The organism is Clostridium sp. UBA4548, from assembly GCF_002387895.1.
Taxonomy (GTDB): Bacteria; Bacillota; Clostridia; order Clostridiales; family Clostridiaceae; genus Clostridium_J.
The window spans coordinates 79,919-105,035 of sequence record NZ_DGLI01000021.1; the positions used below are offsets into that span (position 1 = coordinate 79,919).

Annotated in this window: 19 protein-coding genes and 1 riboswitch; of the genes, 15 read left to right on the plus strand and 4 right to left on the minus strand. The window is 32.2% G+C overall.

Annotation, left to right across the window (positions count from 1 at the left end):
* Positions 1-32 precede the first annotated feature (32 nt).
* The gene (locus tag B3040_RS06885) at positions 33-668 is read right to left on the minus strand and encodes a RusA family crossover junction endodeoxyribonuclease (RefSeq protein ID WP_291571552.1); all 636 of its coding nucleotides are present in this window, start codon (positions 666-668) and stop codon (positions 33-35) included.
* A 435-nt stretch (positions 669-1,103) separates the two neighbouring features.
* On the opposite strand from B3040_RS06885, the gene tsaD reads away from it, so the two are divergent.
* The 5 genes from tsaD to B3040_RS06910 all read left to right on the plus strand — a co-directional run bounded on the left by tsaD (position 1,104) and on the right by B3040_RS06910 (position 9,256).
* Positions 1,104-2,126: a tRNA (adenosine(37)-N6)-threonylcarbamoyltransferase complex transferase subunit TsaD gene (gene tsaD, locus B3040_RS06890; RefSeq protein WP_291571554.1), complete on the plus strand. Its 1,023-nt coding sequence runs from the start codon at positions 1,104-1,106 to the stop codon at positions 2,124-2,126.
* 637 nt (positions 2,127-2,763) lie between these two features.
* Positions 2,764-4,758, plus strand: a complete 1,995-nt coding sequence (locus B3040_RS06895; RefSeq protein ID WP_291571557.1) for an aminopeptidase — start codon at positions 2,764-2,766, stop codon at positions 4,756-4,758.
* Between the two features lie 18 nt (positions 4,759-4,776).
* Complete coding sequence (locus B3040_RS06900) at positions 4,777-6,804, plus strand: urocanate hydratase (RefSeq protein ID WP_291571560.1); 2,028 nt, start codon at positions 4,777-4,779, stop codon at positions 6,802-6,804.
* Positions 6,805-7,221: 417 nt separating this feature from the next.
* Positions 7,222-8,220: a hypothetical protein gene (locus B3040_RS06905; protein ID WP_291571562.1), complete on the plus strand. Its 999-nt coding sequence runs from the start codon at positions 7,222-7,224 to the stop codon at positions 8,218-8,220.
* Positions 8,221-8,401: 181 nt separating this feature from the next.
* Entirely contained in the window at positions 8,402-9,256 is an 855-nt protein-coding gene (locus tag B3040_RS06910) for a formate/nitrite transporter family protein (RefSeq protein WP_291571564.1), read from the plus strand.
* A 166-nt stretch (positions 9,257-9,422) separates the two neighbouring features.
* Here the strand turns inward: B3040_RS06910 and B3040_RS06915 are convergent, their stop codons facing one another.
* Positions 9,423-10,019 (minus strand): indolepyruvate oxidoreductase subunit beta, encoded by a 597-nt coding sequence (locus tag B3040_RS06915; protein ID WP_291571566.1) that lies wholly within the window; start codon positions 10,017-10,019, stop codon positions 9,423-9,425.
* Positions 10,020-10,033: 14 nt separating this feature from the next.
* The gene (locus B3040_RS06920; protein WP_291571568.1) at positions 10,034-11,806 is read right to left on the minus strand and encodes a thiamine pyrophosphate-dependent enzyme; all 1,773 of its coding nucleotides are present in this window, start codon (positions 11,804-11,806) and stop codon (positions 10,034-10,036) included.
* Between the two features lie 315 nt (positions 11,807-12,121).
* Here B3040_RS06920 and B3040_RS06925 point away from each other — a divergent pair, with 315 nt between their 5' ends.
* The 10 genes from B3040_RS06925 to B3040_RS06970 all read left to right on the plus strand — a co-directional run bounded on the left by B3040_RS06925 (position 12,122) and on the right by B3040_RS06970 (position 22,436).
* Positions 12,122-12,649, plus strand: a complete 528-nt coding sequence (locus B3040_RS06925; protein ID WP_291571570.1) for a hypothetical protein — start codon at positions 12,122-12,124, stop codon at positions 12,647-12,649.
* A 170-nt stretch (positions 12,650-12,819) separates the two neighbouring features.
* The gene (locus B3040_RS06930) at positions 12,820-13,101 is read left to right on the plus strand and encodes a DUF503 domain-containing protein (protein WP_291571572.1); all 282 of its coding nucleotides are present in this window, start codon (positions 12,820-12,822) and stop codon (positions 13,099-13,101) included.
* A gap of 152 nt (positions 13,102-13,253) precedes the next feature.
* Positions 13,254-13,434, plus strand: a riboswitch (Lysine riboswitch).
* Positions 13,435-13,762: 328 nt separating this feature from the next.
* Positions 13,763-14,143: a 3-aminobutyryl-CoA ammonia lyase gene (gene kal / locus B3040_RS06935; RefSeq protein ID WP_291571574.1), complete on the plus strand. Its 381-nt coding sequence runs from the start codon at positions 13,763-13,765 to the stop codon at positions 14,141-14,143.
* A 59-nt stretch (positions 14,144-14,202) separates the two neighbouring features.
* The gene (locus B3040_RS06940) at positions 14,203-15,033 is read left to right on the plus strand and encodes a 3-keto-5-aminohexanoate cleavage protein (protein ID WP_291571575.1); all 831 of its coding nucleotides are present in this window, start codon (positions 14,203-14,205) and stop codon (positions 15,031-15,033) included.
* A 36-nt stretch (positions 15,034-15,069) separates the two neighbouring features.
* Positions 15,070-16,113, plus strand: a complete 1,044-nt coding sequence (locus B3040_RS06945) for an L-erythro-3,5-diaminohexanoate dehydrogenase (protein ID WP_291571577.1) — start codon at positions 15,070-15,072, stop codon at positions 16,111-16,113.
* A gap of 189 nt (positions 16,114-16,302) precedes the next feature.
* Positions 16,303-17,550, plus strand: coding sequence for a lysine 2,3-aminomutase (ablA, locus tag B3040_RS06950; protein ID WP_017413416.1), 1,248 nt, complete (start codon positions 16,303-16,305; stop codon positions 17,548-17,550).
* A 40-nt stretch (positions 17,551-17,590) separates the two neighbouring features.
* Positions 17,591-18,616: a hypothetical protein gene (locus tag B3040_RS06955; RefSeq protein ID WP_291571579.1), complete on the plus strand. Its 1,026-nt coding sequence runs from the start codon at positions 17,591-17,593 to the stop codon at positions 18,614-18,616.
* 1 nt (position 18,617) lies between these two features.
* Positions 18,618-20,099, plus strand: coding sequence for a MutS-related protein (locus B3040_RS06960; RefSeq protein ID WP_291571582.1), 1,482 nt, complete (start codon positions 18,618-18,620; stop codon positions 20,097-20,099).
* Positions 20,089-21,645 carry a lysine 5,6-aminomutase subunit alpha gene (locus tag B3040_RS06965; protein WP_291571584.1) on the plus strand — a complete coding sequence of 519 codons (1,557 nt, stop codon included), beginning with the start codon at positions 20,089-20,091 and terminating at the stop codon, positions 21,643-21,645. Before B3040_RS06960 ends, B3040_RS06965 begins: the two co-directional genes overlap by 11 nt.
* On the plus strand, positions 21,645-22,436 hold the full coding sequence (locus B3040_RS06970) for an OAM dimerization domain-containing protein (RefSeq protein WP_291571586.1): 792 nt from the start codon (positions 21,645-21,647) through the stop codon (positions 22,434-22,436). Before B3040_RS06965 ends, B3040_RS06970 begins: the two co-directional genes overlap by 1 nt.
* Before the next feature lie 610 nt (positions 22,437-23,046).
* On the opposite strand, the gene B3040_RS06975 is transcribed toward B3040_RS06970, so the two are convergent.
* A complete protein-coding gene (locus tag B3040_RS06975; RefSeq protein ID WP_291571589.1) occupies positions 23,047-24,960 on the minus strand; it encodes an ABC-F family ATP-binding cassette domain-containing protein in 1,914 nt (637 codons plus the stop codon).
* Positions 24,961-25,117: the final 157 nt, after the last annotated feature.

Here is a 25,117-nt window from a genome sequence, read left to right on the forward strand (position 1 = left end):
GATTGTTTTTTAGCTCTTATAGAAATAAGAAGTTAAAACAATTTTTTAAAGCAGTTTTTGCATAAAATAGTTTTTCCCTTATTAGCACTAATGGAGCTTTCTTTGGATACGGTCTTATTGCATATTTCACAGGTAAGTTTTGATTTATCACTTACAGGGGATTTAAGGTCAGCCTTTTGATGTCTTCCTTCACTTTTCCTGTTTGGAGGTGGGCCATAATCAATTGGAGCTAATGGATTACTCAGTCTAATAATAGAATAATCCATTTTATAGATACTTTCGCCAAAAAGCTCCAGCTCAAATCTAGGGTTTTTTTCATCATAAAATTCCTCAATAATTAACCGTCTAACTTGAGCATCATTTACTATAAGACCACTTTTTTCAACACCATCAAAAATACTTTTAGTAATATTATTGGTATCAGGATGTCTTTTTTTGCTTTTATAATAAACCTTTAGCACAGCAATAAGGGCTTCACTAAGGACTAATCCAGGGTTTTGAATTCTACATTCATAGGCGATTTCTTCCTCATAAAGAGCATATCTATCATGATACTTTCCTGAATTAAAAGGGAGAATCGCTCTTCCATTTATATTGAATAGTTTAAAGTTGGATTTTGAAATAGGAGATCCTTTCACAACAACTTTTGCATAATTAGTATTACTCATAATTACTCCTTAATTTATGAATTTAGTTAGAAATGCATATTTCCCATGATAAACTTCGCTTAACTCACCTAAAAGAGCGCTGGTAGATTAAACTAACCGCTTTTCCAAAGTAAGTTATACCTTACAAAGATACTATATTCTAAGTAACCTACAAAATTATTATACCACAGGGAACTTACGTTTGTAATAGGAATAGTTTTAAGTGATTCTCCTAATTAGAAATATAAAATTAAGCATAAGGCTTATTATAATTTTCAACATGAAAGTTATAGACAATATTAAGGATGTTTGATATATAATAAGTGTTAAAGTATAATAAACCTAGTAAAAGGAATTAATATAAAGCATATAATTTTATTTATATGCAATTGTGTTTGTAGATAAACTTTAATATGGAAGCTATATAATTTTAGCAAAATAAGTGGGTGAATATAAATGGAAAAACAATTTAAAATACTTGCAATAGAATCTAGTTGTGATGAAACAGCCGCTTCTGTGGTGGTAAATGGAAGAGAAGTATTATCTAATATTATTTCCTCTCAAATTGATATACATAAAAAGTTTGGGGGAGTAGTGCCGGAGGTAGCTTCAAGGAAACATATCGAGGCTGTAAGTGCAGTAGTTCAAGAAGCTTTGGAGGTAGCTAATCTAACCTTCAAGGATATTGATGCAGTGGCAGTAACCTATGGGCCAGGGCTAGTAGGAGCTTTGCTAGTAGGATTACAATACGCAAAGGCCTTAGCATATTCTTTAAAGGTACCGCTAATTGGAGTTAATCACATAGAAGGACATATAAGCGCTAACTTTATTCAATATAAGGAATTAGAACCACCTTTTGTTACATTAGTGGTTTCAGGAGGTCACACCTTCATAGTTCATATGAAGGATTATGGTAATTTTGAGGTTATGGGACAGACAAGAGATGACGCTGCAGGAGAAGCCTATGATAAGGTTGCCAGAGCTATAGGACTTGGATATCCAGGAGGACCAAAAATTGATAAGCTTTCTAAAGAGGGAAATGAAAATGCAGTTAAATTCCCGAGAGCTAATTTTCATGAAGAAAGTCTAGATTTTTCCTTTAGTGGAATTAAATCAGCAGTACTTAATCATCTAAATAAGCTAGAAATGAAGGGTGAGGAATATAATAAAGCAGATATTGCTGCATCCTTTCAAAAGTCTGTAGTAGATGTGCTTGTAGACAATGCAATAAAAGCTTGCAAAATAAAAGGTGTTGATAAGATTGCAATAGCTGGTGGAGTTGCTGCTAATTCTTATTTAAGGAATGCCATGACAAAAAGAGGAGACAGTGAAGGGATAAAGGTATTATTTCCAGAACTAGTGTTATGTACAGATAATGCTGCTATGATTGGAAGTGCAGCATATTTTGAGTATTTAAGGGGAAGAGTAGCTGATTTAACCCTAAATGCGTCACCTAATTTAAAACTAGGTCAGCGATAAAATAAATAAGTATTACTGAAACAGAGAATAAATTAAGTTTTATTCTCTGTTTTTTCTATAAAGCTCAAGGAGTATTCTATAAAGGAATAAAAGGTCACCGCATCTAAGGGAGCTCTTGCACAAAGTCTTTAAGTTGAAGTTTAAGTATAAATATAAAAAAATTAAATTATATACTGGTTATTTTTTATATTAAGTCCTTGAATTTAACTTTCCTAGTTTACAAAACTAAAGTCTAAAACTTATTTTACAACTTTGGATATAAAGATAGGCAATTTAGTGAAATAAGTCGAAGTAAGGAAGAAAATAATATGAAAAGTATAGGAGGTAATCCATGATTTTTAAAGAATATTTATAATTAAACTTTAAAATTATATATAATAGCAAAAAGTATTGTTTTAAAATTCTGAATATGTTAACTTTTTATTATAAGTAAAAAAACCATATTTTGGGGAGTTATTAAATTATATATGGCATATAAATAGTAAAGCAAGGTTGCTAGAGACTTTTCAAATTAAGAAGGAAATTAAAACACTAACATTATTAATGTTTTTAACTGTTTTAATTTCACAAAGATAAGGCGTTAGTGATGCTTAGTTATTTCCAAATGTGGCATAGTTAAAAAAAGGGGGATATGACAATGGCCGATAAGTACATGGAACTTTTAGAATCAATAAGAGGTATAGCAGGTAAAACTGTAGAGGAAGATAAAAAAGAATTAATTTATCTTAAAGCTTTAGCAGGGTTTATTGTTAAGGCTTGTGAAATGGAAGAGAAAGTTAAGGGAGACTATTTTACTTCTAATACTTTTGAGGCTTTATTAGAAGAAAATAATAATCTTTATAAAGAAATAATGGGGGAAAACTATAATAGTAGCTATGGGAATCCAGCTTACGCAGTCAGCATATTTGGAGAGGAAGTAGGTAGAGTATTTACCTACTTATACAATAGGTTCTGTTCTATGATAAAACTTGCCTTCAACCATGAAGTTGAAAGGATTGAAAAGCTAAATAGTTTTTATATGGACATATATAATTCTATTGAAAGCAACGGAGCAGAGACTGAAAACCTACTTACACTTGTAAAGAACTTCGAAAAAGACATGCTAGAAGTAGAAGCAAAAGTTAGAATTGAAGATGTAGCAGTAAAAATAGAAGGCTATGTTAGTGAAATAATTCAAAAGGAAGACTTGAGAGATATTAGATACTTATTTAAATATGGTAGATATATTGGAAAAAATGAGATAAAAACAGCAGAGTTCTTAGCTAACTATGGAAAGATAGAAGAAATATCTAAAACCGTAGTTAATGCTTATATAAATGGGTTTACCCGTGATAATAAGGATTATAGAAAAAAATCTACAGTTAGAGTTATTTTTAATGTGGGACAAGAACTAATTGTTAAAAGCCTTATAAAGGATTTTGAAACCTTTGGATTAAAATGCATTTTAAGTACTGTAGATTCTACTGACCCAAATAAACAATTCACTTATGATCACAGATTTGATGGAGCTCTTTTCTTAGATGAAGAGTATACAAAAGCAAAGGAAGAAGCATATAGCAAAGTCTTAGAAGAATATAAGGAGCAACTTTCTAAATACTCAGGACCAGCTTTCTTTGATAGGTTTGGGGAGATTCCTTTCGCACCAGAGAGTAAGACGGAATGTTTGAAACTCAGTGAAGATCAGGCAAGGTTATTCCAAAGTCATCAAGGGCGAATTAGAAGAATGATGGATAAGTACATGCCAGATACAGAAACAAGTTTTACCATAATTGCCTTCCCTACTCCAGAAATTGGAGAGAGATATGAAAAAATATTTGAAGATACCTTAGAAATAAATATGCTTGATTCAAGTAAATGGGAAAGAATTCAGCAAAATATTATTGATATTCTAGATAAGGGTGAATATGTACAAGTTAAAGGTAAGGGAACAAATAAAACAGACATAAAAGTTAAAATGCATGAGCTCAAAAATCCTAACAAAGAAACTAACTTTGAAAATTGTGTAGCTGATGTAAATATCCCTGTAGGGGAGGTATTCACATCACCAGTGCTTAAGGGAACTAATGGAATACTTCATGTAGAAGAAGTGTATTTGAACGATTTAAAGTTCTTAAATTTAGAACTTTTATTTGAAGATGGTTACATTAAAGAATATAATTGCACAAATTTTGAGGGTGCAGAAGAAAATAAAAAATATATAGAAGAGAATTTATTATTCCCGAACAAAACATTACCACTTGGTGAGTTTGCTATTGGTACAAACACTTTAGCTTATGTTATTGCACAAAAGCATGATATAGTAAATATTTTACCAATCCTTATAGTAGAAAAAATGGGACCACACTTTGCAATTGGAGATACTTGTTTCTCCTTCGCAGAGGATGTTCAGGTTTATAACCAACTTGATGGCAAAGAAATCATTGCTAGAGATAATGAAAAATCTATCCTAAGGAAAACTAATATCGAAGAAGCGTATACTCAATGTCATACAGATATAACACTTCCTTATGATGGTTTAGAATTTATATCAGTTATTACCAAAGAAGGAGAAGTATATAATATCATTGAAAATGGAAGGTTTGTTGTTAAAGGAACTGAAGAGTTAAACAAACCCTTTGAGATGAATTTATAATTTGGGGAGGATGAAAATATGATAAACAATGTGAGTATTGAAAATGCAATGGTAGTAAAGCTAGACGATGTGCTGCCAAAAATGCCTGAGTTTGCTACTGGAATTAGAAGAGCTCCAGACAGGGGATTTACCCTAACTAAGGCACAGGCAGAGTTAGCTCTTAAAAATGCACTTCGTTATATTCCAGAAAAATACCATGAAGAACTTGCTCCAGAATTTATGGAGGAATTAGTTACTAGGGGAAGAATCTATGGATACAGATTCAGACCAGAAGGAAGACTTTACGGTAAGCCAATTGATGAGTATGAGGGAAAATGCCTAGAGGGAAAGGCTTTTCAGGTAATGATTGATAACAATTTAGACTTTGAAGTAGCTTTATATCCTTATGAGCTTGTTACTTATGGGGAAACAGGACAGGTATGTCAAAACTGGATGCAGTATAGACTTATAATGAAATACTTGGAAAATATCACAGATGAGCAAACTTTAGTTTTAGAAAGTGGGCATCCACTAGGACTATTTAGAAGCTCTAAAACAGCACCAAGAGTTATTAATACTAATGGTCTTATGATTGGAATGTTTGACAATCCAGAAGATTTTCATCTTGCTACTCAATTAGGAGTTGCAAACTATGGACAAATGACTGCAGGTGGATGGATGTATATCGGACCACAGGGAATTGTTCATGGAACTTTTAATACCTTACTTAATGCAGGAAGATCAAAGCTTGGAGTAGCTGATGATGGAGATTTAAGAGGGAAAATATTTGTTACTTCTGGTCTTGGTGGTATGAGTGGTGCTCAGCCAAAGGCAATTGAAATAGCAAATGGAGTAGGAATTGTAGCAGAGGTTGACTACTCAAGAATAAAAACTAGATTGGATCAAGGTTGGGTTTCTATGGCTTCTGACAATCTAGAGGAAATTTTTAAAGTAGCTTTAGAAAAGGTAGAGAAGGAAGAAACAATTTCTATAGCTTATCATGGTAATGTAGTAGATTTGTTACAATACATTGTAGATAATAATATTAAAATAGATCTTTTATCTGACCAAACTTCTTGCCATGCTCCATATGATGGAGGCTACGCTCCAGTAGGAATTTCTTTTGAAGAAAGAACAAGGCTTTTAAAAGAAGATAGAAATACCTTTAAACAGCTCATAGACAAGACTTTATTAAAGCATTTTGAACTTATAAAGATTTTAGTAAGTAGAGGAGTGTATTTCTTCGATTATGGCAATGCCTTCATGAAGGCAGTTTATGATGCAGGTGGCAAAGAGATTTCTAAGAATGGTATAGATGAGAAGGATGGCTTTATATATCCTTCCTATGTTGAAGACATTATGGGACCAATGTTATTTGATTATGGTTATGGTCCATTTAGATGGGTTTGCCTAAGTGGAAAGCATGAAGACTTAGTAAAAACTGATAAGGCAGCTATGGAGTGTATTAATCCAAACAGAAGAGGCCAAGATAGAGACAATTATATTTGGATAAAAGATGCAGAAAAGAATAAATTAGTAGTTGGTACAGAAGCTAGAATATTATATCAAGATGCACAGGGACGTATAGATATTGCCCTTAGATTTAATGAAATGGTGAGAAATGGAGAAGTAGGACCAATAATGCTTGGACGTGATCACCATGACGTTAGTGGTACAGACTCACCTTTTAGAGAAACTTCTAACATAAAAGATGGAAGCAATATGATGGCGGAAATGGCTGTGCAATGTTTTGCGGGCAATGCAGCTAGAGGTATGAGTTTGATTGCTCTTCATAATGGGGGAGGAGTTGGTACCTCTAAGTCTATAAATGGTGGTTTTGGACTTGTTCTTGATGGTAGTGAAAGGATAGATAATATAATTAAATCTTCTATGGCATGGGATGTTATGGGAGGAGTGGCAAGAAGAGCTTGGGCAAGAAACCCACATTCTATAGAAACTAGTATGGAATATAATGAAAGACATAAGAACACAGACCACATAACCCTTCCTTATATTACAGATAATAACTTAATATCTAAGGTGGTAGAAAAGGCCTTAAAAAAATAAATTTAAACTTCGCTTCTAAAAGTGTTAAAGACCAAAGTTATAGTTTAATATAACTGAGAGACTCAGGGTAGCTCCTTAAAGTTTTTCAGGAGATATGACTTTTAGTTTATTTTAAAACTATATAAACATTAAAGAGTGTACTTAAGGGATTTTAGGTGCACTCTTTAATTTATTTGTAGGAATTTATAACGCTTAAAATTAATTTGAGAGTTTCTGACCTTTTAAAGTGACTTCTGTAAAAAATTGTTTTTATTTTAACTAAATATTATTATCCTACGTATCATATATTGAAGAGAAAGATTAATAGGAGTATAATAATGGACGGTATAAATGTTTTGGAATTAATGGGAGTGAAGGTGAGTATCTGTGACGTTCAAAAGGAGTAGGGCGTTTGGTGTTTTATTGAGAAGTGTAATAATGATAAGTTTCATTATTGCTTTATTTTTGTTTACTGCTTGCACTAAGGAAAAGGTTGTAAAAGAGGAAAGTAAGGAAGAAAATCAGGTGATTGTAAAGGAAAATTATATAAAAGCGGTGTTTGAAAGACATAACAATATTTACTTTTATGATGAAAAAAATGGACAGCTTCAACCTATTGGTGAAAGTGCAAAATTTAAGGAGTTAACAACCTTAAGTCCTGATAAAAGAAATGTTGCCTTTAAATATTTTTATGAAGAAAACAATAATTCTGCAGAAGTCATTATTTATAATTTAGAGAGCAAAAGTTATAGAACTATTCCTATAAAAGATGAAGAAATGCAAAATATAGTGGAGTTTAAGTGGATTAATGAGCAGCAACTTTTAGTAGCAGCTTCAATAAACCCCTCTGTATTAAAATATGAAATTTACGACATAAACTCTATGGAAAAATTAAGTTCAGTAAAGGGTCTTCTTATGGAAGTAACTAAAGAACAAATGTATCTTTATGCCAAGGGAGATAAACAACGAAACAATAATAGCTTGTATTTGGGTGATAAGTTAATCTATAAACTTGAAAATTCTGAAGAAGAAGTTCACTTTGCTGCTATAACTGAGGATAAAAAGAAGGTAGCATTTAGAACTATTTCTTATGGGGGGAACAATGGGGAAATAAAAGAATTCTTATACCTAGCAGAGTTAGATATGGATAACTTGCCCTTAAAAAAAGTTGAAAAGATAGAGATATCTTCAAATGTTTTAGGTAATCTTGAATTTGACAAAGAAAATAACTTGTATGTGAAGGGGGAAGAGTATGTCTATAAATTAGAAAACTCAACTTTTGTAATATACAATGAAGTAAAAAAAGAGGATTTACAGCCAACAGAAGAACAATTGTTAAAATTTAAGAAGGTATTAAAAAGCACCTTTACTAATGAATTTGTTCAGGAGTACTTAGAATTAGAGGAAATAGAAATATTTAATATTTATTGGTTATAGAGTCACCAAAGGATGGTGACTTTTTTTATGGGTAAAATTGCATATAAAGTAAATAGAATTTTATTGACATAGGGTATAAGCTCAAATATAATTATCCATGGATTAATAAAAAATTAATATTTTTATATGCTCAAATTAATAGAATTTAAGAATAGTTTGTTAATAGGAAAGGGGTAGGGTAATGGATAAGAAAATGTTAACACCTGCTGAAATAACTGATTATGTTGAAGAAGTAGGTATAAAAAAGGCAAATAACAAAACAATGCAAACTTTATTATTAGCTATTTTAGCTGGAGCTTTTATTGCTATGGGGGCATACGGGGCATCTATGGCTTCTCATAGTGTTACTAATGTTGGACTTCAAAAAACTGTAGCAGGACTAGTATTCCCAGTTGGTTTATTATTTGTTTTAATTTGTGGAGCGGAGCTTTTCACTGGAAATGCCTTATTAAGTATCGCATTAGCAGAGAAAAAAATCACTGTAGGACAAGTAATCAAAAACTGGACTTTAGTTTTTGTTGGTAACTTTATTGGTTCAATAATCATTGCTGTTTTAATTTTTAATGCAGGACTATTATCTACAGGAACTTTAGGAGGCTACGCTATTAAAGTAGCAGCTACGAAAGCAAGTCTTTCTTTTGGACAAGCTCTTTCAAGTGGAATACTTTGTAATATCATAGTTTGTTTCTGTGTTTGGGGAAGTTATGCAGCAAAAGATGTATCAGGAAAAGTATTAATGGGATTCATTCCAATATTTGTTTTCGTTATTTCTGGCTATGAGCACGTAGTTGCAAATATGTACTATTTTACAATTGGTTTATTAGCAAAGACAAATGAAGCTTTTGTAGAGTTATCCCATGTTACACCAGAGAAACTATCCCACTTAACAGTTGGTGGTATATTCAATAACATAATTCCAGTAACTATTGGAAATATAATAGGTGGAGCAGTGTTTGTTGGATTAACTTACTGGGCAATATATAAATATATACCATCTAAAAAGGAAGTAAAATCACAAGAAAAAATGTCAGCATAAAGTTTTTCAGTGAATATTAAAAAGCAGTGAGGATTAATCTTCACTGCTTTAATTATATAAAGCCAAAATCTAGAACCAATTTGTGAATGGACCTGGTTGGTTTTCTTAAGGGTTTCCAAGATGAATAAAATAATAATCCAGCTTAGAAGTCTACATAGTTTGAGTCTTATTTTTCAGTAGTATTACTAAAAGAGATACTTCTTCCTAAGTTAAAGGCATCTTTATTTATAGGTAAAAGTTTTGAAGAGAAGGTTTTACTTAAAACTTCATGCCAAGTTTCCACTGAGAATGGTAAGAAGTTTGATAAAGCTCCTAAAAGAACTGTGTTTTCTACTTTTAAGTTACCAAGTTCTTTTCCAATACCTACTCCATCTACTTCTAATAATTTTAAAGGCTTATCTTTTAACTTACTCTCAATATCTTCAGGATACTCTTCTTTTTCAATTAGCACTCTGTTTGGATAAATAGTGTTGTTATTTAAAATGACTATTCCATCCTTCTTAAGGTTATGAACCCACCTTAAACCTTCTAGTTTTTCAAGAGCAAGCAAAATATCGACTTCTCCCTGTGGGATTAAGGCGGAATGTACCTTCTCACCAAACCTTATAGAACCAAACACTAGGCCACCTCTTTGGGAAAGCCCGATTACATCACTGGTTTTAATGTCATAACCCTCCAAGAAAGCAACTTCTGAAAGAATATTAGTAGTAACAACTAGACCCTGACCACCAACACCGCATATTAATATATTTGTGCATTCCATATAATCATCCCTCCCTATTCTGATTTACTACATTTTATAGCCCCAACTGGACAAACTTGAGAACACACGGAGCAACCTACACACATATTGCTATCTATATAAGAATTTTTCTTATCTTTTCCATCATATAGCTTCATTGAAATAGGAGGACAGTTTGTTCTTATGCAGCTTCTGCAACTAATGCAGATACTTTCATCTACATAGTAATGAGGATTTTTAACCTTGAAGTTAAGAGCACAAGGTCTAGTAGTTATAATTACTGAAAGACCATTTCTCTTCATGGCACTATTTATAGCTTCCTTGGTTTCCTTATATTTAAACTGATCTACTATAGTAATATCAGCAATGCCAAGAGATTTTAAAACTTCAGCAATATTCACAGAGTAAAGTTCTTCTTCTTTAAAATAGTCTCCTGTAGTAGGGGTTATTTGTCCACCAGTCATGGCTGTAGTCCTATTATCCATTACAATTACAGTAATGTTTTTATCTGTTTGAGCAAGTTGTAAAAAGCCTGTAATACCTGAATGGAAGAAGGTACCGTCGCCGATGGTTGCAACTAAAGGTTTGTTCTTACCTATCTTACTTTCTGCTTCTGCAAGGCCTAAAACCATTCCTAAAGAAGCTCCCATACTTATGTTAGTTTTATGAACCTCAAAAGGTTCTAAAATTCCTAAAGAGTAACAACCAATATCCCCTATAACAGTAGCCTTATTCATTTTTAGTATATGGAAAATAGGTCTATGGGGGCATCCGGAGCAAAGCATTGGAGTTCTTGGCGGAACCTTTTCTGCCACTAGACTTTGAACTTCATTTTTAATTATATTGGCTTTAGCAAGTCCATCTTTAATAAGTTCTAGAGTAAGTTCACCAGTAAATGGGAACAATTCCTTCCCCATAACCTTAAGTCCTTCTACTTTTAATTCGTTTTCAATAAAGGGTAGCATTTCCTCTAACACTATGACTTTTTCATATTTAGGATATAAATTTTTTATGAGATTCATAGGAAGTGGGTAAATCATTCCAAGTTTTAATACATCAACATTTAAATTAAGTTCTTTTAAATTCTCATAACACATTCCACTAGTGATTACTAGGATATTGCTATTATTAGTATCGAGTTTATTCAAGGTATAGGTGTCATTATAGTTTCCTAACTTCTCCATTCGATCCTTCATAAAGTGCTGCGCTGCATTAGCATATGGAGGCAACATACAAAATCTACTTTGATCTTCTTTGAAGCCATCATAAGAAAATTCAACTCTATCCTTTAATTCCACAACACCTCTACAATGACATAATCTGCTGGTTAGTCTTATCATTACAGGAGTATTAAAAGACTCACTAATTTTTATTCCTTCTACAATAAAGTCTTTAGCTTCTTGAGGATTGCAGGGATCAAACACTGGAATGTTTGCAAATTTACCATAGAATCTGCTGTCTTGTTCATTTTGAGAGCTGGTAAGACCAGGATCATCCCCAACAACTAATAGAAGTGGTCCTTTTGTCTTAACTTGTGTAAAGGTCATAAAGGGGTCAGCTGCTATGTTTATTCCTACATGTTTCATAGATACCATGGAAGGTGCGCCGGCAATGCTTCCCCCCATAGCTATTTCCATAGCAACTTTTTCATTTGTACCCCACTTACTAAAGATTTCTTCATACTGTTTTAAACTATCTAGGATTTGAACTGTGGGGGAACCAGGGTAACTTGAGGCAATTATTCCACCACCCTCAAAAAATCCTCTTGCAACAGCTTCATTTCCGGTTAGTATTTTTTTAGTACTCAATAATCTGTCCTCCATTTCATCACAATATATAATTCAATAATTTATATGATAAGAAATTAAAATTTAGTATACAATAAATTTTATCATTTAATAACAGTTATTGCTATAGATGTCGAAAAATTTAGTATATTTACAAAGTGTCTGTTATCAATATAAAAGAACTAAAAATACAGAGAATTTTATCTAATGAAATTTATCTAATAAAATAATATTTAGTATTACTTATTAGAACTTTAGGTGTTTGTGTAACATTTTGTGGTATAATATGTTGTACAAAAATGTTTATTAGTTGGATTAAAAGTGGAGGTCAACAATGTGAGAAGCTTAGAAGATCTTATTATAGACTTACCAGCTAATTCCTCAACTTTGGTAGAGCACAGAATAAAACTAAGTACTGTAACTTTGATAGTGGTAAAGGACGACTTTAGGGTGTTAAAAACTCAGATAATAAATCCTCGTGTTGCAATCAGAGGTGCTTTTCTTAAGAGTAAAGCTGTTTTAGCTCAATATATAGTAGTAAACCTTAGGGAAAAGGGATTTAATAATTATTATAAGTTTTGGTTTGACTATAATGATGAAAAATGTTTAAAGTTGTTGTTAAATTTAATAAAACAAAAGTATATTTATATCATACTTTGTGATAATAATAATAACTTAGTTAAAGAGATTACACTAAACAATACTATGAAAAGCTTCTTTAAGCAGTACATAGAAAGATGTCTTAAGTCTGAGTGTAATTGGAATAAAAAACAATATGCACAGATGCTACAAGTATTAAATAATAAATTTATTGATGATTATTATTTGTGGAGAGAGTTAGGAGAAGATATTATAAATAACTAAAATAAATTATTAACTCAGGCACTGGTTAATTAAAGTAATTTATTTAGGTGAATATAAATATAATATACTAATGCATATTAGCAAATGCGTATAAATTTCCTAGGGGCTGGAGCTAGCTCAATATAAAGTGAGATAACTAGAGAATCATTTTAGCGGATGGTGATAAACAAATGATAATTGGAAGTTGTAAGGTCTATTTAAATGTTCCTTTTTCTCATTCACTTAAAGAAAAAAGAATGGTTGTGAAAAGTATAATACAAAAAGTGAAAAATAAGTTCAACGTATCCATAGCAGAAGTTGAAGATCAAGATATTCATCAAAGTATCATAATTGGATTTGTAGTAGTAACTACAACTACTGCTCATGCTAATTCTATGGTCCAAAGTGTAATCAATTTCATTGATGAAGCTTCAGAAGCAGATCTGATGGATACATATATAGAAATTCTTTAAACAATGAAGTGTCGATTAAGTATAGCAATTTTTTAAATTTTTTAAAAATTTCTTAATATAAACATAATTTAGAGAAAAAATGTGTTGATTTTTTTAAAATGGAATATTATAATGATAATTGAAGATAAAGTTATTGGTATAAAATTAAATAGGTCATAAATAGAGGTGCGTATAAAGTTGGTAATTCAGAGATGTTAAGGAGAAAAACCTCCAAAGCTTTGGATGAAGTATTTATATGCCGAAAGAATATATATGTTTATATATATATTGCTTGGGGATAGAAGGCAATCTTCTATAACTGCCATAATTAAATTGTGGAGAGCTATTTATGTGATGAAAAATTCATTGCATTAATAGTAGCCTCCAAGGTGTTAATGTCTATTAATGGTGCTGAATTTTTCAGTGCCATTTTTTATTTTGCCAAAAATACATATGAACTTTGAAAATACAAAAGATAATGAGAGAAGTACCTATGAAAATATACTTTGAGCTTTAGGGATAATAAATTTCATGGTTCAAGGATTACGGATTAGTGCTTTAACACTTTAAGGTGTGAATCTAATGGTAAGGGTTAAGTATTGTAACATCTTTCATCATTTTATTAAAATGATGGTTACATAAAATAATAATAATTTAGATAGAGGTTAAGGAGGAAAAAGGGATGAAATCATTAATTAGATTAAGAATGAGTTCTCATGATGCTCACTATGGTGGAAACTTAGTAGATGGAGCAAGAATGTTACAATTATTTGGGGATGTAGCTACAGAGTTACTAATCCTAAATGATGGAGATGAAGGTTTATTTAAAGCTTATGACAGCGTTGAGTTTTTAGCACCAGTTTATGCTGGAGATTACATTGAAGCTGTTGGAGAAATTGTACAAGTTGGAAACACTTCAAGAAAAATGGTGTTTGAAGCTAGAAAAGTAATAGTTCCAAGACCAGATATAAATGATTCAGCTTGTGATGTTTTAGCAGAGCCTATAGTTGTATGTAGAGCAAGCGGAACATGCGTAGTTCCAAAAGATAAGAAAAGAAAGTAAATTGCAGGAATTCCTGCATAGGTATTGTTAAAAAATTAACAAAGCTTGGAGGTAGTTTTATGGAAAAGTTAATAATAACTGCAGCTATTTGTGGAGCAGAAGTTACTAAAGAGCACAATCCAAATGTTCCTTATACTGTTGAGGAAATTGGAAATGAAGCTGAAAAGGCTTACAAAGCTGGCGCAAGTATCATTCATCTTCATGTAAGAAAAGATGATGGAACACCTACTCAGGATAGAGAAAGATTTAGACAGTGCATAGAAGAAATAAGAAGAAGATGTCCAGATGTTATCATTCAGCCTTCTACAGGTGGAGCAGTAGGGATGACTAACGAAGAAAGATTACAGCCAGTAGATTTAGCGCCAGAAATGGCTACATTAGATTGTGGAACTTGTAACTTTGGTGGAGATGAAATATTTGTTAATACTGAAAATGATATAAAAGCCTTTGGTGAAAAGATGATCCAAATGGGAGTTAAACCAGAAATTGAAGTTTTTGATAAAGGCATGATAGATATGGCTTTAAGACTTCATAAAAAGGGATACATAAAAGCACCAATGCACTTTAGCTTTGTTATGGGTGTAAATGGTGGTATCGCTGGAGATATGAGAGATTTCTTATTCATGAAGGAAAGCATTCCAGCAGGTAGTACTTTCAGTGTAGCAGGAATAGGAAGATATGAATTCCCATTAGCAGCAATGTCAATTGTAGCTGGTGGACATGTTAGAGTTGGATTTGAAGACAACATCTATATTGGAAAGGGAGAAATGGCAGAATCTAACGCAGTTCTTGTTGAGAAGGTAGTAAGACTTGCAAAAGAACTAGGTAGAGAAATTGCAACTCCAAAAGAAGCAAGAGAAATCTTAGGACTAAAACCATTACAGGTTTAAGATATATAATTTTGTCATTGAAAGGGGTCTTTAAAAATGAAAAAGGGATGTAAATATGGAACTCATAGAGTTATAGAACCAAAATCAGTATTACCACAACCAGCTGTGAAAATAGACAATAACATGGACATTTATGATAATGAAATTTTAATAGATGTTCAAGCTTTAAACATTGACTCAGCAAGCTTTACTCAAATTGAGGAAGAAGCTAATCATGATATTGAAAAAATAAAAGCTAAAATTCTTGAAATCGTAGCTGAAAAGGGAAAAATGCAAAACCCAGTTACAGGATCAGGTGGAATGCTTATAGGAACAATTGAAAAAATAGGAGAAGCATTAGAAGGAACAACTGATTTAGCAGTTGGAGATAAAATTGCTACATTAGTATCACTTTCATTAACTCCATTAAGAATTGATGAAATAATAGATATTAAACCAGATATCGATAGAGTTGAAATCAAAGGAAAAGCAATTCTTTTCGAAAGCGGACTATATGCAAAACTTCCAAAAGATATGGAAGAAACATTAGCATTAGCTGCATTAGATGTTGCAGGAGCACCAGCACAAGTTGCTAAACTTGTTACTCCAGGACAAACAGTTTTAATACTAGGAGGAGCAGGAAAATCAGGAATGCTTTGCTGCTATGAAGGTGTTAAGAGAGTTGGACCAACTGGAAGAGTTATAGCTCTTGTAAGAAATGAGGAAGAAGCTTCAAGATTAAGAAAATTAGATTTTGGAAAAAGACTAATAATAGTTATCGGGGATGCTACTAAGCCAGTAGAAGTTATGAATATTGCTATGGCTAACAACAATGGAAAAGAAGTTGATGTTTCTATCAACTGTGTAAATGTAGCAAACACTGAGATGTCAACTATATTACCAGTTAAGGATGATGGTATAGTTTATTTCTTCTCAATGGCTACAAGCTTTACAAAAGCAGCATTAGGAGCTGAAGGTGTTGGTAAAGACGTAACTATGATTATAGGAAACGGATACACTAAAGGACATGCTGAAATAACTTTAGAAGAGTTAAGAGAAAACGAAAACTTAAGAAAAATGTTTGAAGAATTATACGTATAGTATAAATCGCATTTTTTATTAAGAGATATATGGTTATAGGCTTTCAGTTTTAAGGTTTGGCATATGAAATCTAAAAAATAGGGAAACTAAGGAAAAATTGGGTTAATAGCTTAGTGGTCACCTTGGTTTCCTGCAAAAAGTATTAAAAATAATTAAATAGATTATATTAAATATGCGGGGGGAAAAATAATGATTAATCGTAGACATGAATTATTTCCAAATGTAACTGATGAACAATGGAATGATTGGAAATGGCAAACAAGAAACAGAATAGAGACTTTAGAGGAATTAAAAAAATATATTCCACTAACTGAAGAAGAAGAAGAGGGAGCTAAAAAATGCCTTCAAACATTAAGAATGGCTATAACTCCATACTACTTATCTCTAATCGATCCAACTAACCCAGAAGATCCAGTTAGAAAACAAGCAATTCCAACAGGACTTGAAACACACAGAGCTGCTGCTGACTTAGAGGATCCATTACATGAGGATACTGATTCACCAGTACCAGGATTAACTCACAGATATCCAGATAGAGTATTATTATTAATAACTGACCAATGTTCAATGTACTGCAGACACTGTACAAGAAGAAGATTTGCTGGTCAAAAAGATGATGCTATGCCAATGGAAAGAATTGATAAAGCTATAGAGTACATCAGAAACAATCCAGTGGTAAGAGATGTTCTTTTATCAGGTGGAGATGCATTACTTGTTAACGATGAAACTTTAGAGTATATCATCAGCAAATTAAGAGAAATTCCACATGTTGACATTATAAGACTTGGATCAAGAGTTCCAGTAGTTATGCCACAAAGAATTACTGACAACCTTGTAAATATGCTTAAGAAATATCACCCAATCTGGTTAAACACTCACTTTAACCATCCAAATGAAATCACTGAAGAGGCAAAAGCTGCTTGTGAGAGAATGGCTAACGCAGGTATTCCACTAGGAAACCAATCAGTGCTTTTAAGAGGAGTAAATGACTGTGTACATGTAATGAAAGATTTAGTACATGGATTAGTTAAAATGAGAGTTAGACCATACTACATTTATCAATGTGACTTATCACTAGGACTAGAGCATTTCAGAACTCCAGTTTCTAAGGGTATTGAAATCATTGAAGGCTTAAGAGGACATACTTCAGGATATTGCGTACCAACTTTTGTTGTTGACGCTCCAGGCGGTGGTGGAAAAACTCCAGTAATGCCTAACTACATTATTTCTCAAAGCCATGACAAAGTTATATTAAGAAACTTTGAGGGAGTTATTACAACTTACTCTCAACCAACAGACTACACTCCAGGATGTACTTGTGATGTTTGCACAGGTAAGAAAGAAGTTCATAAAGTTGGTGTTGCAGGACTTCTTAATGGAGAAAAGTTAGCTTTAGAGCCAATCGGCTTAGAAAGAAATGAAAGACATTCACACTAATTCTTAGAAAATCCAGGATTTTCAGGAATCGAGGGATTACATGAATGAAATTTTGAAATTAATAAAAGCCTATAATAGTGTTTCTATTATAGGCATGAATAAAAATGTAGGAAAAACTACTACTTTAAACCACATATTGAAGGAAGCCAGGGGCAAGGTGTCCCTGGGTCTTACTTCTATTGGACGTGATGGAGAAGAAGTGGATAGGGTTACAGCTACAGAAAAACCCAAGATTTACATTGAAGAAGGCACTGTTTTAGCAACTGCAAAACAATGCCTATTTAATAGTGATATAACTAAAGAAATTATTAGATCTACAGGGATACATACCCCTATGGGTGAAGTAATTATTTGTAGAGCATTAAGTGATGGTTATGTGGATTTAGGTGGGCCTTCCCTAAATTCTTATTTAGCAGAAATAAGAGAGGAACTTTTATCTCTTGACTCTGAACTAGTTATAATTGATGGAGCTTTAAGTAGAAAAACCTTTGCATCTCCCGCCATAACAGAAGCAACGATTTTATCTACTGGGGCTGCGTTATCTAGAAGTATGAGAAGAGTTATAGAAGAAACAAAACATACCATTGAATTGTTAAGCTTACCCCATGAAGAAAACAATTCTATAATAAAACTTGGAAGTCACATTTTAAGTCAAGGAAGAGTTGGTATAATTTATGAAAATAATACCTATAAAACATTACAAGTTTTAACCGCCCTAGAGGCGTCAAAAGAAATTGTAGAAGCCCTAGATGAAACTGTAAGTTATGTTGTTATAAAAGGTGTTATTTCAGATAAACTTATAGATGATATTATGAAAACTACAAGTTTGTATAAAAACATTACTTTCCTTGTGGAAGATGGAACTAAGGTGTTTTTAACTAGCGATACACTTTACAAGTTTCAAAAACAAGGAGGAGTTATTAAGGTTATTAATCCTATCAATGTTGTTTGTGTTACAGCAAACCCAAAGTCTCCCTATGGCTATGAGTTTGACAAAGATAAATTTTTAGATGGATTAAGACAGTGCCTAGCTGTACCAGTGTTTGACGTGGTTGGAGGGCGATAATATGAAATTTTTAGATAATGAACAAAGAGAACAAATTGGGTTTTCTTTTGTAATGGATGAATTGGAAATAACTACTTTTTACGGCATAGAGGAAAAGAAACTTATAAAGCCCTACAAAATTAGTGAAAACCATAAGTTAGAGCAAGAGCTTAAGGATATAGAAAATCTTATAAAATCTATAGAGGAAAATGAAGACGATTTTTGTGAAATCGGAAGAGTGTTTTGTAAGATAAAAGATATCAAAGCATCTATTACTAGATGTAGGGAAAAAGATACTTTAGATGAAGTAGAACTATATGAGATAAAATACTTTTCAATTTTGAGTGAAGAACTAAGGCTTATTTTAGAGAGATTGAACTTAAATATTCCTAAAATTAAGTTCAACTCTTTAGAAGAACCTTTGAATATTTTAAATCCTCAAAAAGAAAAGATGTCTACTTTTTATATTTATGAAGAGTATAGCGAAAAACTTAGGGATATAAGAGAACTTAAAAGACAAAAAGAAAGAGAGATTTTTGGCTCTAAAGATGAAGTGGAGATATCTAAATTAAAACAGCAGCGATTAGATTTAGTTATTTTAGAAGAAGAAGAAGAGCTAAAAATTAGAAAAGAATTAACTGTAAGGCTTTCAGATTATGCAAGAGACATGGAAGAAAACATAAAATCCGTTGGGGTTCTTGATTTGTTGATTGCAAAAGCAAAGCTTGCTATAAAGTATGGTTGTGTAAAACCTAGCATTATACAACATATGGATATTAGTTTAAGAGAAGCTTTCAATCCAGAAATTAAGAGTATCTTAAATAAGAAAAGAAAAGAGTTTACTCCTGTAACCATGGAGCTTAAGGGCGGTACTACAGTAATAACTGGTGCAAACATGGGGGGAAAGACTGTTGCTTTAAAAACTATTGTTTTAAATCTTTTCTTAGGGCAAATGGGTTTTTATGTGTTTGCTAAAGAAGCTAGTTTTCCAGTGCTTGACTTTATTCATTTTGTTTCTGATGATATGCAGTCAATTTCTAAAGGCTTAAGTACCTTTGGGGCAGAGATAATTAAAATGAAGGAAGTAGTGGAATGTGTTAAAAGAGGCAATGGCTTTGTAGCGCTAGATGAATTTGCAAGAGGAACTAATCCTAAAGAAGGATATTATCTAGTAAAATCTCTAGCTACATACCTTACAAAGTACCAAACTGTAAGCATAATTTCCACTCACTATGATGGGATAGTGGAAGATAACATGGACCATTATCAAGTTACAGGGCTTAAAAATGTGGACTTTGAAAGCTTAAAATATAAAATAGACTTAAATAAAACTCATTCTGTGGAGATAATTCAAGAACATATGGAATACAAGCTAGAAAGAGTTTCTAAAGAAAATAAAGTTCCGAAGGATGCGCTTAATATAGCAATGCTTTTAGGACTTGAAGAAGACATAGTAAATATCGCAAAAACTTATTATGATGAGGAGGATGACCATGGAAAGTAAATTAAATTTAAATTGGGAAGTGGTTGAAAAAGCAAGAGCATCTGCTAGAAATATAGCTAAAGATACTCAAACTTTTATAGATAAACATACAACTGTAGCTGTAGAAAGAACAGTATGTAGATTATTAGGAATAGATGGTGTTGATGAGTTTGGAGTACCACTACCAAACGTTGTGGTAGAAAATATTACAAAAGGTAATGGGTTAGCATTAGGAGCTTCTAAGTTCATTGGAAATGCTATGATAGAAACAGGATTAACTCCACAAGAAATAGCTGAGAAAGTAGCAAAAGGTGAAATTGATTTAACAAAATTACCAATGCACGATGAATTTGAAATTAAAATGGCTGTTGATAAGGTAGCAAAAGCAACAGTTGAAAGAGTAAGAACTAATAGAGGTAAAAGAGAAGAATACCTTGGAAGATTTGGAGATAAAACAGGTCCATATCTTTATGTTATTGTTGCAACAGGAAACATCTATGAAGATATAATTCAAGCTAAAGCTGCAGCTAAACAAGGAGCAGATGTAATTGCTGTTATTAGAACAACAGGACAAAGCTTACTTGACTATGTTCCATATGGCGCTACTACAGAAGGTTTCGGAGGAACTTTTGCGACTCAAGAAAACTTCAGACTTATGAGAGCGGCTCTTGATGAAGTAGGAGAAGAATTAGGAAGATACATAAGACTATGTAACTACTGTTCAGGTTTATGTATGCCAGAAATTGCTGCTATGGGAGCTTTAGAGAGATTAGACGTAATGCTTAATGATGCATTATACGGAATACTATTTAGAGATATAAACATGCAAAGAACTATAGTTGACCAGTACTTCTCAAGAATAATTAACGGCTTTGCTGGAGTTATAATTAACACTGGAGAAGATAACTACTTAACAACTGCAGATGCTGTAGAAGAGGCTCATACAGTACTTGCTTCTCAATTTATAAACGAGCAATTTGCTTTAGTTGCTGGACTTCCAGAGGAGCAAATGGGGCTTGGACATGCATTTGAAATAGATCCAAAAGTTGAAAATGGATTCCTATTTGAGCTTGCACAAGCACAAATGGCTAGAGAGATATTCCCTAAGGCACCATTAAAATACATGCCACCAACTAAGTTCATGACTGGAGATATATTCAAAGGACAAGTTCAAGATGCGTTATTTAACATGGTTACAATAATGACTTCTCAAAAATTACACTTACTTGGAATGTTGACAGAAGCTATTCATACTCCATTTATGAGTGATAGAGCTATTTCTATAGATAATGCTCAATACATCTTTAATACTATGAAGGACCTTGGTTCTGAAATCACTTTCAAAGAAGGTGGAATCATGCAAACAAGAGTTGATGAAGTATTAAATAAGGCTGCTGATTTAATTGGAGAAATTGAAAAAGAAGGCTTATTTAGAACTCTTGAGCAAGGTAAGTTTGCAGGTATAAAAAGACCACTTACTGGAGGAAAAGGTCTTAATGGCGTTGTAGAAATCGAAAATGGATACTTCAACCCATTCATAGAATTAATGTTAGGAGGTAACAAATAATGAGCGGCGGATTATACTCTACTGAAGTAAGAGACTTTGATACAAACTTAGACTTAACTAAGCTTAAGCCTTACGGAGATACTATGAATGATGGTAAAGTTCAAGTGAGCTTTACACTACCTGTTAAAGATGATGAAAGAGGAATAGAAGCTGCAGCACAACTAGCTAAAGCTATGGGTTTAAAAGACCCTAACGTTGCTAATCACCAAGCTTTAGATGCAGAATTTACTTTCTATGTTGTTTATGGTTCACTACAACATACTGTAAACTATGACGAAATTCATGTTCAAACAGTTGAAGTAGATACAATGGATATGAAACAAGTTTCTGATTATATAAAAGAACACATTGGAAGAAAGGTTACAATTATTGGAGCATCAACAGGAACAGATGCTCATACAGTTGGAATAGATGCTATCATGAATATGAAGGGCTTTGCAGGACACTATGGTCTTGAGAGATATGAAATGATAGAAGCTTACAACCTTGGAAGCCAAGTTGAAAACGAAGAGTTCATTAAAAAAGCTATAGAGCTTAAAGCGGATGTACTTTTAGTTTCTCAAACAGTTACTCAAAAGGATGTACACATCCAAAACTTAACTAACCTTGTAGAGCTTTTAGAAGCAGAAGGTATAAGAGATAAGGTTATATTAGTGTGTGGAGGTCCAAGAATAACTCATGAGCTTGCTAAAGAACTTGGATACGATGCTGGATTCGGACCAGGCAAATATGCAGATGATGTAGCTTCTTTCGCAGTTACAGAAATGGTTGCAAGAGGTCTAAATAAATAGTTAAAAAAAATTACAAGTATATAACCCTTTTTAAAAAAATATATATAATCTTTAAAACACAGGAGTTTTCCTGTGTTTTTTCATACCTTAAAGTGTAATAAGGTATGAATATTGTAAATTGGTGTAATAATATGTAGTTTTCTGTGCATAATAACAATAGAGACAAAAGTAAACAAATACATAACTCATTTCTTAGTATGGGTTATGACAATAGGTCTCTAATAAATTTAAGTTAAGGTGATGAAATAATGATATTAGCTAGTTCTATTGTAAAACAATATGTGGAAGACTTGAGAAAAAAGTTCAAACATAAAAGAGATAATTATTTAGGTTTAAATATCATTGACAATTCGTTGGATTATTATTTAATAATAAACTGTTTGAATAAGGATTGAAAAATCTTAACTTGTAACTGTTAAGTAGTTTTACTGTGATTATAAAGTAGAGCAAATCATATTTAAAATTAAAGAAATCATGTCANNTGACATGATTTCTTTAATTTTGTTTATTATTCATCTTTAAAATGCTAGAAAGGTATTTTTGAAAGACTTTGAAAAGAAATTTAACTACTGAGTAAAAAAGAACGCAGAGCTACTATTTCTAAGAGTCCTTAAATTATGGTTTCCCATTGGGCATATAATTCGTCAAGTGATTCCTGAGCTTGAGAGATGGATTTATTTACTTCCATACTTTTCTCCGGGTTAGAATATACTTCCTCTAAGCATAATTCTGCTTGGAGTTGTTCTAAGGCTTCTTCAAGTTTAGCAATGTTATCTTCTATAGATTTTACTTTGTTTTTCTTTTCCTTTTCTATTTTTTCTAGTTCTTTCTTTTTCTTTTTGTCTAATTTAATTTGAGTTTTGGTTAGGCCGTCATACTCTTCTTCTTCCTTAAATCTTAATGGATTCTTTTTTTTCTCTATATAGTAAGAGTAGTTTCCAAGATACTCCTTAATTCCATCTTCTTTAAGTTCAAAGATTTTGTTAATAACTTTATTTAAGAAATATCTATCGTGGGAAATTACAATTATGGTTCCATCGTAATCTGTAATGGCATCTTCTAAAGCCTCGCGAGACATAATATCTAAATGGTTTGTAGGTTCATCTAATAAAAGAAAGTTAGCTTTAGATAACATAAGTTTTAAAAGATTAATTCTGCACCTTTCCCCACCGCTAAGTGTGGATATGTGCTTAAATACATCTTCACCTGTGAATAAAAATGCCGCTAGAGCATTTCTAATTTCTGTGGTAGTCATATTTGGGAAGTCATCCCACACTTCATCTAGAATTGTCTTATTTAGATTTAGGTTAGATTGTTCCTGGTCGTAATAACCTAAGAAAACATTCTTTCCTAGAACTTTAACTCCAGTATCGCTTGGTAATCTATCCATAATGATTTTAAATAAAGTGGTTTTACCGCGACCGTTTTCCCCTATGAGAGCAAGTTTTTCTTCTCTTTTAATATCCATGTTTAACCCTTGGAATAATAATTTTTCTCCAAAAGACTTTGCTAAGTTTTCGATGTAAAGCACATCATTTCCACTTTTGATTTGAGTTTCGAATTTTATTCTAGAAGCCTTTTGTTCTTTGTGAGGAGCATCTATTCGTTCTACTTTATCTAATGCCTTTTGGCGACTCTCTGCGGCTCTTACGCTTTTCTCTCTGTTAAAGGATTTATAACGAGTAATAATTTCTTCTTGTCTCTTAATTTCAGCTTGTTGAAGATTATAGGCTTTAAGCATTACTTCGTAGTTCTGCTTTTTGAGTTCTATAAATGCAGTATAATTGCCATTATAGCTGTCTATAATACCATTAATTAGTTCTAAGGTCTTATTAGTTATGGCATCTAGGAAAAATCTATCATGGGATATGATAATCATTGTACCCTTATAAGCTTTCAGATATTCTTCTAGCCATTCTATGGCATCTAAATCCAGGTGATTTGTAGGCTCATCTAGAAGTAAAATATCAGGGCTAGTTAGGAGAAGTTTACATAGGGCTACTCTAGTCTTCTGACCACCACTAAGTATGCTAATAGATTTATCAAAATCTTCTTCTGTAAAACCTAGTCCTTTTAATACTCTACTAATTTCACCTTTATAGGTATAGCCACCATTGTTTGCATATACCTCAGTAAGAGTTGTATACTCTGCGAATATCTTATTGTGATAAGCTTCGTTTGAGGCATCGTAAGGCTCATTCATTTTTATTTCTAAGGCCTTAAGTTTTTCTTCCATTGATAATAAATTATTAAAAACAGAAAGAAGTTCCTCGTAAATAGAGTTTTCTGATTCTAAAGCTAGATTTTGTGATAAGTATCCCAATTTTTTAGATCTATCTATAAATAATTCTCCACTATCATGCTCTAGTTGAGAAGTTAATATTTTAAATAAAGTAGATTTACCAGCACCATTTGAACCGATTAATCCTATTTTTTCGCCTTCATTTATATTAAAAGTAATATCTTTTAAAATTACATCTATACCAAAGCTTTTATGAAGATTCTTGCAACTTAAAACTATCATGTTGTTCACCGTCCTTGATTATATATTTTACTACGAATGAAAGGATTTTTGTAGTAAAAGTTAATATATATGATAAAACCTATCGAACATTAATGTAAATTTTATAAAAAATATAGCGTATATCTTAATTTGGTGATATAATATATAATTGAGAATT

Coding starts and splice junctions, on each gene's coding strand:
- B3040_RS06905 (WP_291571562.1), top strand. CDS start 7,222: ATGATAAGTTTCATTATTGCTTTATTTTTGTTTACTGCTTGCACTAAG.
- B3040_RS06885 (WP_291571552.1), bottom strand. CDS start 668: ATGAGTAATACTAATTATGCAAAAGTTGTTGTGAAAGGATCTCCTATT.
- B3040_RS06910 (WP_291571564.1), top strand. CDS start 8,402: ATGGATAAGAAAATGTTAACACCTGCTGAAATAACTGATTATGTTGAA.
- B3040_RS06975 (WP_291571589.1), bottom strand. CDS start 24,960: ATGATAGTTTTAAGTTGCAAGAATCTTCATAAAAGCTTTGGTATAGAT.
- B3040_RS06895 (WP_291571557.1), top strand. CDS start 2,764: ATGGCCGATAAGTACATGGAACTTTTAGAATCAATAAGAGGTATAGCA.
- B3040_RS06970 (WP_291571586.1), top strand. CDS start 21,645: ATGAGCGGCGGATTATACTCTACTGAAGTAAGAGACTTTGATACAAAC.
- B3040_RS06915 (WP_291571566.1), bottom strand. CDS start 10,019: ATGGAATGCACAAATATATTAATATGCGGTGTTGGTGGTCAGGGTCTA.
- B3040_RS06960 (WP_291571582.1), top strand. CDS start 18,618: ATGAAATTTTTAGATAATGAACAAAGAGAACAAATTGGGTTTTCTTTT.
- B3040_RS06955 (WP_291571579.1), top strand. CDS start 17,591: ATGAATGAAATTTTGAAATTAATAAAAGCCTATAATAGTGTTTCTATT.
- B3040_RS06945 (WP_291571577.1), top strand. CDS start 15,070: ATGAAAAAGGGATGTAAATATGGAACTCATAGAGTTATAGAACCAAAA.
- ablA (WP_017413416.1), top strand. CDS start 16,303: ATGATTAATCGTAGACATGAATTATTTCCAAATGTAACTGATGAACAA.
- kal (WP_291571574.1), top strand. CDS start 13,763: ATGAAATCATTAATTAGATTAAGAATGAGTTCTCATGATGCTCACTAT.
- tsaD (WP_291571554.1), top strand. CDS start 1,104: ATGGAAAAACAATTTAAAATACTTGCAATAGAATCTAGTTGTGATGAA.
- B3040_RS06965 (WP_291571584.1), top strand. CDS start 20,089: ATGGAAAGTAAATTAAATTTAAATTGGGAAGTGGTTGAAAAAGCAAGA.
- B3040_RS06900 (WP_291571560.1), top strand. CDS start 4,777: ATGATAAACAATGTGAGTATTGAAAATGCAATGGTAGTAAAGCTAGAC.
- B3040_RS06930 (WP_291571572.1), top strand. CDS start 12,820: ATGATAATTGGAAGTTGTAAGGTCTATTTAAATGTTCCTTTTTCTCAT.
- B3040_RS06940 (WP_291571575.1), top strand. CDS start 14,203: ATGGAAAAGTTAATAATAACTGCAGCTATTTGTGGAGCAGAAGTTACT.